Origin of the sequence: Myxococcus sp. AM011, from assembly GCF_013372595.1 — a bacterium.
Taxonomy (GTDB): Bacteria; Myxococcota; Myxococcia; order Myxococcales; family Myxococcaceae; genus Myxococcus; species Myxococcus eversor.
This window is the reverse complement of the sequence record NZ_JABXEM010000006.1, coordinates 17,855-31,779: the sequence shown is the minus strand read 5'-3', so window position 1 is coordinate 31,779 and position 13,925 is coordinate 17,855. Positions and strand designations below refer to the sequence as shown.

Below are 13,925 nucleotides of genomic sequence, written 5' to 3'. Positions count from 1 at the left end.
TGAAGGAGCCGTGTCATGTCCCCCCGCACCATCGTCATCGGAGACCTCCATGGCTGCCACGACGAGGCCCTGGAGCTGCTCGCCAAGGTGGGGGCCACGTCCAGCGACCGCGTCATCTTCGCCGGGGACCTGGTGGACCGGGGCCCGAAGCCCCGCGAGTGCGTGGAGCTGGCGATGCGGCACGAGGCCATCCTCGGCAATCACGAGGAGAAGCACCTCCAGCAGCGCCACCGCGAGGACAGCCGCCTGCTGCCGGACCACCTGGCGACGCGACAGGCCCTCGACGCCACGCACTACGACTGGATGGCGGCGCTGCCCCACTACATCCGCCTGCCCGAGCACAACGCCCTCGTCGTGCACGCCGGCATGCTGCCCGACCTCCCCGTCGAGGCGCAGGACCCCTACCACCTGCTCCACGCGCAGTGCATCCAGCCACCCGGCAAGAAGAGCTACTGGCCGTCCAAGGCACCGGAGGGCTGGACGTTCTGGACCCATCACTGGAAGGGGCCGGAGCGGGTCATCTTCGGACACACCGTCTTCGACCAGCCGCTCGTCACCGAGCACGCAGTGGGTATCGACACCGGCTGCGTGTATGGCCGCTCACTGACGGCGGTGGTGCTGCCCACGTGGGAGCTCGTCTCCGTGCCCGCCCGGAAGTCCCACCGGAGTGGCAAGGACGTGGCGCGCATCCCCATCCACGGCGACGTGTGCGTCTTCTCCTGAGCACCTGAGCACCGATACGATTTCGCGCCCGGCCGACGGGGCCAGACACGCCTGAGAGATGCGGGTTCGAGTCCCGCCGACGGCCGTCAGGCCTCGTAGTTCAACTGGCAGAACACTGGACAGTCAATCCAGCAACACAGGCCTCGTCACTCGGGCGCACCCTCTCTCTCCCTCACATCCCAGCTTCGCGCGGGTGGCCGTGCCTTGAGCACGAAAGGCCCCCGTGCGTTCCACGCGCGGTGCACTCCCCTATCGCCCTCGGGCGCCTGGGGTCCGCCCCGCGCCTGACCCGCCGCACGTCCCGAAAGGTGGCACCCCATGACGACCCCGACGCAGAACACTCCGCTGCTGCCCGAGACGCAGCGTGGCCCCGCCGAGCGCCTGCTGGACCTGGTGCTCAGTGGCTCCGCGCACCTGTGGCACAACCGGCCGGGACTGGACGTGAATGGCACCTGGGTGGCCGCGGCGCACGCCACTCCGGCGCAGCGCACGCTCGGCAAGCCCGTGAAGCCGGGCCTCTTCGTGCCGGCGGCGGTGCGCCTCTACCGACAGCTGTTGGACATCCACCGACTCAACTCGGAGCTGATGGCGCACTTCGCGTCGTACGCGCTGACGCAGACGGACTGGCGTGACCTGAAGGTGGCCACGTGCGCGCTCATGCTGGTGCAGGAGCACGCGGGCCAGCCCGTCGTCGGCGAGGACGGGAAGGTGGCGTTCCACGACGATGACTGGCGGGCCATCGGCGAGGCCATGGTGCTGCACTACGAGCGCAAGTCCACGCGCATGCTCACGCCCAAGGCGGTGCTGCGAGTGGCGGAGCTGCTCGAGCTGCCGGACATCGCGCGCCTCAACCGAGAGGCGGGCTTCGGCGACCCGGCGTCTCGCAAGGCGCCCATGGGCCGCTGGAAGCGCGTGGCGTCCCGGTGGCTGGCGGCGCGTGAGGCCAACCTGCCGATGCTCCAGGGTCTGGTGAAGGCGGGCTACAAGGAGACGCTGAAGAAGCTGGCGCGCAAGGCGGGGTACAAGCCGCGCGCGCAGGGCTTCTTCGAGGTGCTCGGCTGGAAGCAGAAGCAGGCCGAGGGCGGGCACCGCACGGTGGGCCTGAGCGGGCTGACGTTGGTCAAGAGCCAGCGCTTCGACGGGTTGTCGGAGGCGGAGATCTGCGAGTGGATCGAGCTGGAGCGCCTCTCCTACAAGGAGGTGGTGGGCCGGCTGCCGAAGGACCTGGGCATGACTCCGGCCATCATGGCGGCGCTGCTGCCCTCGTTGTCGGACCGTGACTTGCGACTGATGACGCCGACGCTCGAGGAGCTGGGGCTGTTGGCGGAGCCCTCCGTGCGCGGGCGATGGGAGCTGGCCGTCCAGACGGCGACGGACCAGCGCGCGCTGAACATCGCGAAGAACGTGCGCAGCGACGTGCTGCGCCAGAAGCTGGAGGAGGCGAGCGACAACGCGGCACGACAGGCGGTGGCGGAGGCGACGGCGGAGACCGACGTGAGGGTGATGTTCCTCATCGACAAGTCGGGCTCCATGGAGGGCGCCATCGAGAACTCGAAGGAGGCGCTGGCGCGCATCCTCGCGGGCTTCCCGATGGAGAAGCTGCACATCGCGGCGTTCGACACGATGGGCACCGTCCTCAAGCCGAAGGCCGCCAACCGCACGGCGGTGCAGCACATGCTCGAGCGGCTCAAGGCGTCGGGCGGCACGACTCACGCGGCCGGGGTGCATGCCCTGCACCGCGACGGCGTGAAGGTGCCTGAGGGGGCGAAGCTGGTGGTCATCGTCGTGGGTGACGAGGCGGGCGAGGCGGGTGACCAGTTCGCCCGCGCGTTCCGCGACTGCGGCTACACGGTGGCGGCGCTGGCGTTGCTGGTGAGCGTGGCGGGGGCCCGTGGCAACACGGTCCGCACGTGCGCGAGCTTCATGAAGGTGCCCTTCAGCGAGGTGAACGTGGACCAGTTCGCGGACCCGTACCAGGTCCCCCGGGTGCTCAAGGCGCTGCTGGATGCGCCGACTCAGCCCGGTGCCAGCCAGTCCGGCTGGGTGGAGCGGGTGATGCGCACGCCGTTGCTGAAGGTGGCGTGAACCCGAAGTCGTGGTGACAAGGAGGCGGCGTGGACTACCGGAAGTTCCTCGGGAAGGTGGAGTCGGCGGTGCTGCCGTATCTGGGCGGCGGCACCGTGGACACCGCTTCGCGCCGCCTCCGTGTCACCTCCCCCGTGGCGCCGGGGTGGTGGCGCTTCGAGGTGAAGGGGCGGGAGGCCACGGCGTGCGAGCCGGCCAGTCCGGAAGGTCTGGACAGGCTGCCGCGCGTGCGAGGCCACATGTGGGGCTCGCGGCTGGTGCGCGAAGGCGCGGTGGCCGAGCCCCTGGAGTTGATGCCAGAGGAGGAGCCCGCCGTGCTCGCGCCCGTGAGTGCCCGGCGCTGGCATGACGGCTCGCTGCTGTTCGACGGGGTGGACTTCGAGGGCGAGGCGGAGGACCAGGCACGCCGTGCCCTGGAGGAGGGTCAGCCGCTCTCCACCGTGAAGGGCGTGAGCGCGCCGCTGCGGGCGGCCTATGGCTACGCGCTCTTGGGGTCGGCGTCCAGGACGCTGGGCATCCGCTTCGCACCAGCGGAGACGCGCGGCCGGGTGCTGCGGGTGGCCGAGCAGGGCCGGACCGAGGCGGAGTCCTGTCTGCGGGCCCTGGTGGCGGAGCGAGAGGCCCATCAGCGCGCGCTCGCGGCGAGGCTGCTGGCGGCGAACGTGCAAGCGCAAGCGGCACAGACAGCGGAGGCAGCTCGGGCCCGTGCCGTGGAGCTCGCGGAGAGGGCTCGGCGACACCTCGATGGCGCGGGGGCCCGACATGGGCGGGGTGCGCCAGTGGGCGACCACTCGCGCGCGGAGGTCGCGCTCCAGGGCGCGGGGGCGCGGTTGCTGAACCATCGAAGGATGGCGGGAAATCAGTTGGAGGTGACGTTCGCCTTCATGGGGGAGCGCTTCATCTCCGTCGTCGACGCGGGCACGCTCCAGGTCATCGACGCGGGCGTGTGTCTCGCGGGCGCGGACAGCGAGGTGACGCTGGAGAGCCTGCCCTCGGTCATCCGCGAGGCCATCGAGACGGACGTCCTGGTCATCACGCGGCACGGGTGACGTGCGGAGAGGAGGAGTCATGTCGATGCAAGAGGTGTGTCTGCTCATCGGTCGCGACGAGGAGGTGCTGTGGTGCGAGACCTCCGACAGTCCCGTCCTGCTGCCTGACTCCCGCACGCGGTGGGAGGCCATCTGGTACTGGCGTCACGAGCTGGTGGAGGTCGCGCACAGCCACCCCGAAGGCCCGCTCGGCTTCTCCACCGAGGATGAGACGACGATGACGGCGTTGACGGAGGCGCTCGGTCGCGCACCGCGCTTCTCCGTCGTGGCTCCCGGCGGAATGGTCGCCCGCGTCGAGGGCCGCGATGTCTGGGTCTCCGACGAGCCCTGGTGGGCCGAGCCCTTGCGCGAAGTCTCGGGAATGACTCACTCGCCCATGGCGCGCGCGTAAGGCTCCGCTCAGCTCGGGTGACGCCACAGCTCCTTGAGGTCCTCGGGGAGCTGGTCCATGACATCCTCGGCCTCGCCTTCGCTGATCTGATCTCTCACGGCGTTGAGGACCGCGCGAACCACGGGCGCCACCGCGTCCGGGTTGAGCGCCAGGTCCTCACCCACGCGCTTGAGCAGCTCCTCGCGGCCAAAGCCCCCCGGCAGCTCGTCCTCGTGGCGCTCGCACCGGTGCAACAGCTCCGTCAGCTTGCCGGGGAGTTGCGCCTCCAGGTCCTCTGTCTCCTCGCTGTTGATGCGCTGCTCCACCGCGCAGAGCACGGACACGGCGGCCTGCTCCGCCACCGCGGGCGACATGCCACCGCGCTCGCACAGGTGCTTGATGAAGGCCCGGTAGGTCTGGCTCGCGTGCGCGGCGCTTCTCCGGGCACGTCGGGCCTCGATGGGCAGCTCTCCGCGCGCGCCTTCTGGTGAAGCCCGCCGGCCCTCTTGCTCCCGCTTGTCCGCCATGACCTGTCCTCCCGATGTGCCTTCGTGGACATCAGGTTGCCCACGGCTCCCGGGAGGAGCACCACTCGACCTGTGCGGAGGACGGGCCGCCGCCTCCCCGCCCGCTACGCGGCTTTGCGCACGTAGGTGTCGTACAAGGCGCCGAAGAAGAACCGCCCGAAGCGCAGCAGCGCGGACAGCCGACGCTGCGTGTCCCGAGCGCTCGGCACGCGCAGCGTGGAGAGCTGCACGGCGAAGTCCTTCGCATTCAACCGCAGCAGCCCTCGCGCGATGCAGGGGCCCGAGGCGTCACTCCCCCGGTGCACGGACACGAGCAACCGCGTGGTGTCCACCCAGAGGTCGAAGCCCGCGTCGTCGTGGACGTCCTTGTAGCCGTCGAGGAAGAAGCGCTCGCCCGACTCCGCCACCAGGGGAAGCTGGTAGTGCATCCGCCGCCCGCCCGGTCGCGCCGCCTCCCGAGTCATCAGGTGGAGTTCGCCTCGCTCCACCGCGAGGGGCCGAGGAGACAACGACAAGGCCTCCACCACGCCGGAGAGTCCCAGGGGATGCAGCGGGTCCTCCAGCGTGCGCTCCAGGTCATGAGTCTCCACCGTGAGGACGAAGCGCAGGTGGGTCGCATCGACGCGCTTCGGGTCTCCCGCGACGAGCGCGTTCTCCGCCACAGCACCCGAGATGGAGCCGTACATCGTCTCGGTGAAGCGCACGCCCACCGGCGTCCGAGCTCCGGCCTCCAGCTCCTCCGTCGCGGGTGTGTAGTCGATGCTCCACCCGTGCCGCTTCGCCATCAGCGAGACACAGCGCTCGGCCACGGCGGAGAGCGTGAACAGGGGATTGGTCCCCAGCGGTCTCGGAATCACCGAGCCGTCGCTGACATAGAGCCCTTCGTGCACCTCGGTGCCTTCCTCGCGGGCGAAGACACGCCCCTCGTGGTCCACGACGCCCGCGCTGGCGTCCTCGGCCATGACGCAGCCGCCGAGCGGATGCGTGCAGAGGACCTCATGGCCGGTGAGCCGATTCCACAGCGGATTGCGAACGAAGGTCCCACCCAGGGCCGCGGTGGCCTCGCGCAATCTCCGGTCCACCCGCTCCAGCTCCGGCTGCGTGCCCGCGTCCGGCCAGTTCACCCGCACCCGGTCGCCCTCCAGCCGCAGCTCACCGGTGCCCGCGTCGTGGGACATGACGAGGAAGGTCTGCGTGTTGCGCATGGCCCCGTGGTACGGCCCCCGCACCGCGCTGTCCGCCACGCGCGCCAGCTCCTCCAGCTTGTCCCGCAGCCCCTCGTCCGTGTCGTCCCCGGCCACCGCGGAAGCGGCGGCGAGCAGGCCCAGCATCGGCCTTCCGAACGCGCCCGGCATGGCGCCGTTCTCGATGACCATGCCGTCCTCCTGCCGGGACGTCCCGCGCTCATCGATGATGCCGCTGATGGTGGGGCCCACGGGCTCACGGCCCTCCACGGGATGGGTCCCATGGCCCACGCCGTTGATGGGGACGTCCGTGTTGTAGCCGAACGCCATCACATCGCCGTTGGAGCTGAAGCGCTGGCCCAGCATCCGCGACAACGGCAACCCCAGTGCCTGGGAGCGAAGCAGGATTTCCGCCGAGCCCATGGTTCCCGCCGCGAGGACGACCATGTCCGCCGTCACCCAGAGGTCCGGCGCCTCGAAGCGCTCACGGCCGCTGTTCATCGGCCGGTAGTAGATGCGCCAGCGTCCGCCATCGCGCGCCAGGTAGCGCACGCCCACTTCAGTGAAGAGCTTCGCGCCGTGGCGGTGCGCATCCGGCAGGTAGTTCATCAGCACGGAGTTCTTCGCGCCCTGATTGCACCCGGTGAGGCAGTCGCCGCACAACGAGCAGGCGCCCTGACGCACGCCCGCTTCATTCACTCCGCCCGCGAAGGAGACGGCCAGGGGCGGACGCCGGAAGGTGCCACCCAGGTGGCGCGCGGCGCGCTCCATCGCCTCCAGCGAGGCCAGGGGCGGCGAGGACTCCGGATAGGGCGTGGGACGCAACATGCGCTCGGCCCAGGTGAACCCGTCTTCGAGGCGGCCGGGCACATCCGCCCGGAGCGCCTCCGGCCAGCGTGCGTCCTGGAACACGCGCGGGTCCGGCCGCAGCGTGACGCCCGCGTTGATGAGTGAAGTGCCGCCCAGACCGCAGCCCGTCACGACGGCCACATCTCCACCCCGGTGCAGCTCGAAGAGGGCCGTGGGGCTTCCCAGGTCCACGCCGCTCTCGGCCTCGAGGTGTATCTGCAGTTCCTTGGCGAAGTCCGCCTCCGTGCGTGGATAGTCGCCCGGCTGCAGCTCCCGTCCCCGCTCCAGGACGCACACCTGACGCCCTGCTCGCGCGAGCCGGCTGGCGGTGATGGCGCCGCCATAGCCCGACCCGATGACGACCACGGAGTAATGGGACTCCAACTCACTCCACCGTGCTGACAGCCTCCGCATCGGCACTCCCAATGGCGACCCCCGCCCTCGCTTCACCACCCTCGAGGTACGGTGCCAACGCCCTGGCACGGCTTCCCGCGAAGGCGGCCGGGGTGACGTCCGCCCGAGCACCCTGGCGCCCGGACCACGACCCCGTCATGAGGACTTCGGACATAGAGGGGGAAGGGCCCGCGGTCAAATCCACGGGGGTGCCTCACTCCAGCTCGGCCGCCTCACCGTCCGCGCGCCTGAGCGCGTTCACCAGCCGGTGCGCCTGTCGCGTGGTCTCCGGCTCGCGGTACTTCGGACTCGCCCGCAGCACCAACTCCACCGCCGTGGGCAGATCCATCAGATGGCCTGGCGACACATACACGGGCTGAACCGCCTTGCGCGTGCGGACCGCCATCCCCACCACCTCTCCCCTGTGAATGATAGGTGACGTCGCGCCTCGCTCTTCGCCCAGCTTGCCGTGTGTCCCGACCAACAGGGACTTGCCACAGCCGATGGAGGGGACGCCGAACAACAACCCGCCATGGCTGGCGATGCCCAACGTGCGCGGGTGCGCGATGCCGTGCCCATCGAAGATGAGCACGTCGGGCCGCACCGTGAGCCGCTCCCAGGCGACCGCCACCACGGGCAGCTCCCGGAAGGACAACAGGCCTGGCACATACGGAAACCCGAGGGTCACCGCCGAGCCCGCCCGCGCCACCGGTGCAAGCGTGGCCGCGTCCAGCACCACGATGCCGCCGAAGCCCGTGTCGTTCCCTTTCTCCGTGGACACATCCGCGCCCGCGATGAGCTCCACTCGCAGACCCGGCGGAGGCCGGAGCACCACCCGGTCCTTGAGTTGACGTTGCAGCGCCACCGCCTCCGTCGGCGAGACATTCCAACGATGCATCTCCGGCTGAAGCTCCATGCGGGGTCCACCTCCTGGTGCGTCTCCAGTCTGTGAACCCGCATGGACTCGGCAACCCGGCACGACACTCGCGAGCGGGGTCTCCGTGGACCATCCAACGTCCTCACCGCCCCGAGGGGCCGAGCGCGTGTCCCCTGTCACACTGCCCTCCGGGTCCGGCCTGGAATGCCGAGGCACCGTGCCTACCGTGCTCGCTCCCAGGCATCGGTGAAGCCGCTCCCACGGACCTCTCCCCGAGCCACGCCTGGGTCATCACAGGGGCCGGCCCACGGGAGCGTCGCATGTTCGGGAGTCACTGATGCGTCGAGTCCTCGCAGGCTGTCTGGCCCTATCCGCGCTGGGAACCACCCTCCCCGCCGCCGCGTCCGAGTGCGGCTACACCGCCGCGGGCTGGAACGCCCCCAACGGCGCGGTGGTGTTCAGTCGGAGTGATGACGGCCCCATCCGCAATGTGATTGATGCCATTGGCGAGTTCCGCACGCACTCCATGCTCTCGCATGGCGCGACAGGAGGCGTCACCCACGCCACCATGAAGGACCCGGAACAGCACTCGTTGCCCACTGTCTGCGGAACACCGCTCAAGGCCGGCCAACTCCAGAACGGCTACCCGGGGCTGGAGCAGATCAATCAGGGCGGCATCTATCATTATCTCTACGACGCGAATGGCCACGGGCCGGACTGGACCGCGTGGCAATTGGGAGACGCGGTGGGCGCGGCGCGCATCGCGGACAGCCTCTGGTTCAACCACCCCTATATCAGTGACGTGTCCCGCGCCGACGGCAGCCAGCTCATCGACCGACCCCTGTGGAACGGGGCGCGCGTGCCGTATTCGTTGTTCCAGTACAGAGACGTGGAGTCGACGCACCAGATTCCCGGCAACGCGGCCAACAACGGGATGATGTGCTCCAGCTTTCTCGCCTACGCCCACAACTACGCGGGCAGAGGCATTGTCACCACGCACACCTATCCGCACGAAGTCGTCGCCAACGCGGCCAACACCATCCACTGGGGCGTGCATGGCCAGTGCAAGTCGTCGCTCGGCTGGTTCGAGAAAGCCGCGCTGACGGTCCTCTGTCCCTTCTCCAACGTATGCACCAACGCCGGCAACCAGGTGGCCAACTGCATGTCAGCCAATCGCTGTGACGTGAGCACCGGCGGCATCTGGAAGGGCGTGCGTGACGACCCCGCCACCACCGCCACCTCCATCAGCCCGGACCGCATCGGCGGCTGGAGCGTGCACCCCTCCACCACCACCCTGTGGGCCAGCGACTACTCGCACCAGCTCCAGTGGAACTCCGGCGGCAACGTCTACGGCTGCTGGCAGTGAGCACCCCCTCCCGCTGAATCAATCGACAGGAGCCCCGGATGAATCCCTCGGAACCGCCCTGGTGGCGCCGACGCCTCACCCTCATGCTCGGTCTCGGAATCGCGGCGCTGGTGGCCGGCGGGCTCCTCTCCCTGGAGTCGCCCGCGCATCCCGAAGCCATTCCGCTCGCCGTGGAGGCCTCACGCCCTCCAGCGGCGTCCGCGCGCACGGCCCCCATCCTGCCCACGGGGATGGTTAGCGCCGTTCGCCCCGCTCCGGAGCGTGCTCCCGCCCCCATCATCGACAGCGTGACGGTGGAGAAGCGGGAGGTCTGCTCCGGCGAAGACAATCTCATCAGCGTCAGGGCTCATTCACCGGATGGCAATGACGCCTATCTCCACACCACCGTCGGCGCGGGCATCGGCATGCGCGTTCCCCTGCGCGTCTGGCGTGAGCCGGATGGGACGTACGAGCTGCCCACCGTGACGGTGTTCGGCAAGGACAACGTCGCCACCACCGTGCAGGTGCCCCGCTACACCGTGAAGGACTGCGAGCCCGAGCGCCTGGTCGAGGTCTTCTCCCGGCGAGCCCCCAACACCGAGGAGGACTTCGAGTTCCTCGCTCGCATCCTCGAGCCACCTCGCCAGGACACCGCTTCACGGGCACCCTTCACGCCCGTGCGCTTCGTCTGGACCTTCGATGACCGGCACACGGTGACGACGAGCACGCCCATGGTGACACAGACCGTGAGCCCCGACGTCACCCAGCCTCCTTCCATGTACAGCCAGCACATGGTGCGGGTGGACGTGTTCGACGCCACGGGCAAGAAGGTGACGGGCCGCTCCTCGCTCCAGCTCCTCGACAACACGTTCGAGAACTTCGACAAGAAGGGCGTCGTCACCGTGCTCGCGGCGGGGATACCGCGCTTCCCCGTGGAGGACGCCGAGGGCGTGGTCCGACAGACCTTCCGCCTGTCCCACCGGTGGAAGGGCTCGGTGAGGCTGGAGCGTGTCACCGCGCTGCGCGCGCGAGCGCCAGAGCCCGATGCCCCGCCCCTGCCCGAGGACACCGAGGAGGTGAGCCTGGGCGTGGACTCCCTTCCCGAAGGCCGGGGCGTGGACGTCTCCGTCGCATTGGACACCCGGACCGAGGCGGACGTGAGGCAAATCACCTATCTGCTGGAAGGCACCACCGTGGATGGACACCCCGCGCGCGGGACCTTCTCCGTGATGCGGCCCCCACCCCGCCCGACGCGAGAGAACAGCACGGCCGTGACGGACCCGCTGCTGCTCGCGAAGGTGAAGCGGGCGCGCGAGCTGCTCGGCCAGCCCTTCGTCACGGACGAGGACCTCTGGCGCCTGGAGCGAGAGGGGCACTTCAAGGACCTCAAGGCCCAGCGCGACACGCCGTGAGCCTCCGCCGTCCACCCCGTGGGAGCGACCACTCCCCTCGGACTGGCGACCGGTGAGCCCGACTCGATGACCTGGGCCCGGGGGGCGTGCTGTCCTCCGGGCCGCCCATGCCTCGCTCCTTCCTCCGAGCCCTGCCTCCGCTGCTGGCCCTGCTGACCGCGAGCCCTGGCGCCGCCGAGACTCCTTCTCACTCGTCCTCGCCCGACCTGAACGTCCCCTCGGGCCAGGCGCTCCAGGCGCTGGAACAGCGCATCCTCGGACGCGGCTGCGAGCCCCAGCTCCTGGGCGATGCGAGCCGGCGATTCTCCGAGGCCCAGCTCCTGTGCGCCGCGCACTTGTCCTTCCTCCTGGTCCAGTTGTCACTGGATGGCGGCGCTCCACCCGAGACGCCCCGGCGCGTGAAGGCCCTGCTCGACAACGCGCTGACGAAGGGCCGCGCGCCCTTCCTCTCCGATGGCGCCGCGCTCGTGGAGAAGCATCACCTGCCGCACAGCGTGCTCTACCGGGGTTATGTGTTGTTGATGCTCGCGGGCATGGAGCGCGCGAGCCTGGCCGACGCGGCGTCCACCGCACTGTTCGATGCCCTGGCCGCGCGGCTCGTGGAGGCCCTCTCGAAGCAACTCCTGCTGCCTTCCTTCGGCAAGTCCGTCTGGCCCTGTGACAGCGCTCCCGCCGCCGCGGGCCTGCTGTTGCACGGGAGGCTGCGCGGCAACGCCGAGTCACTCGCGATGGGAGAGCGCCTCACGGCCCGACTGGTGGAACTCGCCGCCCTGCCCTCGGGCTTTCCCACCAAGATGAACGCCAAGGGCCGGCTCGTCGAGCCCACTCCTCGAGGCACCACGCTGGCGTGGACGGGCGCCTTCCTCGCCATGGGCTCGCACTCCTCCGCCGCCACCTTCACCACTGCGCTGGTGAAGGGCTACTGCGACCGCCCGGGCGGAGAACTGCTTCCCTTCGCCGCCTGTCGGGAGTGGCCCCGAGGCGTGAACGGCCGCCAGGATGCCGCGAGCGGCCCGTTGCTGCACGGCGGCTACTCCGTGGGCGCGAGCGCCCTGGCCATCGCCGCCACCCGCCTCTCTCCAGAGCACCGCGCCTGGCACCAGGACCTGCTCAATGCCGCACGAGAAATGGGCATCCGACCCATGCTCGAAAAGCCACACATGCACCCGCTCGAAACCGCCCTGTATTGGTGGGGGGCCAACGCTCGCCCCTGGTAGGCAATGCCCCCGCATGTCGGCGCACACCCCGGACGTTCAATGACGAACCGCTGTCTCATCCCTGAGGGCTAAATCAGGATTAAGCCGAATTTAAAGTCGATTCGTATCATTCCGCGTAACCCATTGCAGGGGGATGAGACATGAATCGACGGATGACCACGCTGACCCTGGCCATGAGTGGACTGGCGATGCTGGGGGCCTGCTCGAGCAGCCGGCCCGTCTGCAAGGACCCGTCGGCCTCCGCCGCGCTCCGCGCGCCTCCGACGGGGAAGTTCCTCACCGTCAGCAAGAAGATACCGGGCGAGTACGTGGTGGTGCTCAAGACGCCCGAGCCGGGGCTGCAGCCGCTCGCCGTCACCCAGGCCACCCAGGCCCTCACGGAGCAGTACGGTGGCGCCGCGTTCGCGGTGTACGAGCATGCACTGCGCGGCTTCGCCAGCAGGATGAGCGAGGACCAGGCGCGCGCCCTCGCGGAGGACCCCAGGGTCGCCTACGTCCAGGAGAACGGGGTGATGTCCATCCGCGAGAGCCAGCCGAGCCCCACCTGGGGCATCGACCGCGTGGACCAGCGCACGCTGCCGCTCGACAAGCTCTACATGTACAACGCCACCGGGCTGGGGGTGCATGTCTACATCCTCGACACCGGCGTGCGCTTCTCGCACCGCGAGTTCGGCGGCAGGGCCTCTGTCGGGTTCGACGCCATTGGCGACAGCATGAAGGGCAATGATTGCCATGGCCACGGCACGCACGTGGCGGGCACGGCGGCGGGCAGCACGTATGGGCTGGCCAAGAACGCCACCGTGCACTCCGTCCGCGTGCTCGCGTGCAACGGCTCGGGCTCCACGGCCCAGGTCATCGCGGGCATCGACTGGGTGACGAAGAACCACCAGTCCCCGGCCGTGGCGAACATGAGCCTGGGTGGAGATTCCGACCCGGCCATCGACGAAGCAGTCCGCCGCTCCATCGCCTCGGGCGTCACCTACGTGCTCGCCGCGGGCAACGAGTCCGGCGATGCCTGCAGGCACTCTCCGGCCCGGACGGAGGAGGCCATCACCGTGGCCGCCACCGACACCAGCGACAAGCGCACGCCCTTCTCCAACTACGGCGACTGCGTGGATGTCTTCGCGCCCGGCAACAGAATCACCTCGGCCTGGCACTACGGAGACCAGGAGTCGCGCGAGCTGAGCGGCACCTCCATGTCCGCGCCCCACGTGACGGGCGTGGCCGCGCTCTGGCTGGAGCTGAATCCCGACTCCACGCCCGCCATCGTCGCCAGCGCGCTGTTCGAAAACGCCACGCTCGACAAGGTGCGAAGCCCCGGTGAGTGCACCCCCAACCGGATGGCGTACTCGGGCTTCATCGGCGCCGTGCCGGTGCTGCCCACCGTGAGCACCGAGCCCGAGACGTCGCCAGCACCGGTGAGCGGCGAAAGTTCGAAGTAAGCGTCCGGCCGCGAGGACCCCTCCCCCTCGCGGCCCCCGAGGGCCGGACTCCGTCAGCACGACGGAGCCCGGCCTTCGTCTTTTCACGGGCGCCCCTTGCGCCGAGTCAGGACGCCCCGCGCGCTCCCGTCCCGCGAGGTGCCTGGCCGGCCGCCCTTTTCGCGGCCCCTGGCACGCGCGAGGAGGCGCGAGACGACCATGGCGACCCTGAACATCACCTATGACGGCATGTCCGCGGACGTGCCGGTGGAGCTGGACCGGCCGGTGTCGGACTCCGACGTGCGCCGCATCGCCGCGGAGCTGATTCGCGCGGGCGGAGTGCCCGGCCTGCACCTGGCGCACCTGCGCGACGACGTCTTCCAGCACTTCGTCGTGGACCGGTTCCGGGGTGCGCGTGGCGACGAGCGCATCTACCTGCGCCCCAAGGTGCCCTTCGGCGCCCGCTGAGGAGA

The 13,925-nt window shown here is 69.7% G+C and carries 12 protein-coding genes; 9 read left to right on the top strand and 3 right to left on the bottom strand.

Annotation, left to right across the window (positions count from 1 at the left end):
• Positions 1-15 precede the first annotated feature (15 nt).
• The 4 genes from HUW62_RS02365 (at position 16) to HUW62_RS02350 (ending at position 4,248) form a co-directional block, all read left to right on the top strand.
• On the top strand, positions 16-723 hold the full coding sequence (locus HUW62_RS02365; protein ID WP_163868164.1) for a metallophosphoesterase: 708 nt from the start codon (positions 16-18) through the stop codon (positions 721-723).
• Positions 724-1,041: 318 nt separating this feature from the next.
• Complete coding sequence (locus HUW62_RS02360; RefSeq protein WP_163868165.1) at positions 1,042-2,808, top strand: VWA domain-containing protein; 1,767 nt, start codon at positions 1,042-1,044, stop codon at positions 2,806-2,808.
• Positions 2,809-2,837: 29 nt separating this feature from the next.
• Positions 2,838-3,857, top strand: coding sequence for a hypothetical protein (locus tag HUW62_RS02355; RefSeq protein ID WP_163868166.1), 1,020 nt, complete (start codon positions 2,838-2,840; stop codon positions 3,855-3,857).
• A gap of 19 nt (positions 3,858-3,876) precedes the next feature.
• Positions 3,877-4,248, top strand: coding sequence for a hypothetical protein (locus HUW62_RS02350; RefSeq protein WP_163868167.1), 372 nt, complete (start codon positions 3,877-3,879; stop codon positions 4,246-4,248).
• Positions 4,249-4,256: 8 nt separating this feature from the next.
• On the opposite strand, the gene HUW62_RS02345 is transcribed toward HUW62_RS02350, so the two are convergent.
• The 3 genes from HUW62_RS02345 to HUW62_RS02335 all read right to left on the bottom strand — a co-directional run bounded on the left by HUW62_RS02345 (position 4,257) and on the right by HUW62_RS02335 (position 8,096).
• Entirely contained in the window at positions 4,257-4,754 is a 498-nt protein-coding gene (locus HUW62_RS02345) for a DUF2267 domain-containing protein (RefSeq protein ID WP_163868168.1), read from the bottom strand.
• Positions 4,755-4,858: 104 nt separating this feature from the next.
• On the bottom strand, positions 4,859-7,201 hold the full coding sequence (locus HUW62_RS02340) for a GMC family oxidoreductase N-terminal domain-containing protein (RefSeq protein ID WP_176433443.1): 2,343 nt from the start codon (positions 7,199-7,201) through the stop codon (positions 4,859-4,861).
• Positions 7,202-7,394: 193 nt separating this feature from the next.
• Entirely contained in the window at positions 7,395-8,096 is a 702-nt protein-coding gene (locus HUW62_RS02335; protein WP_176433442.1) for an endonuclease V, read from the bottom strand.
• Positions 8,097-8,394: 298 nt separating this feature from the next.
• Between HUW62_RS02335 and HUW62_RS02330 the strand changes: the two genes are divergently transcribed.
• From HUW62_RS02330 to HUW62_RS02310, 5 genes are all read left to right on the top strand, one after another.
• The gene (locus HUW62_RS02330) at positions 8,395-9,423 is read left to right on the top strand and encodes a hypothetical protein (protein WP_176433441.1); all 1,029 of its coding nucleotides are present in this window, start codon (positions 8,395-8,397) and stop codon (positions 9,421-9,423) included.
• A gap of 38 nt (positions 9,424-9,461) precedes the next feature.
• A complete protein-coding gene (locus HUW62_RS02325) occupies positions 9,462-10,814 on the top strand; it encodes a hypothetical protein (RefSeq protein ID WP_176433440.1) in 1,353 nt (450 codons plus the stop codon).
• A 107-nt stretch (positions 10,815-10,921) separates the two neighbouring features.
• The gene (locus tag HUW62_RS02320; protein WP_176433439.1) at positions 10,922-12,031 is read left to right on the top strand and encodes a hypothetical protein; all 1,110 of its coding nucleotides are present in this window, start codon (positions 10,922-10,924) and stop codon (positions 12,029-12,031) included.
• A gap of 140 nt (positions 12,032-12,171) precedes the next feature.
• Positions 12,172-13,473: a S8 family peptidase gene (locus HUW62_RS02315; RefSeq protein WP_176433438.1), complete on the top strand. Its 1,302-nt coding sequence runs from the start codon at positions 12,172-12,174 to the stop codon at positions 13,471-13,473.
• A 198-nt stretch (positions 13,474-13,671) separates the two neighbouring features.
• Positions 13,672-13,920 (top strand): hypothetical protein, encoded by a 249-nt coding sequence (locus HUW62_RS02310; RefSeq protein WP_163868174.1) that lies wholly within the window; start codon positions 13,672-13,674, stop codon positions 13,918-13,920.
• The last annotated feature ends 5 nt before the right edge of the window (positions 13,921-13,925 follow it).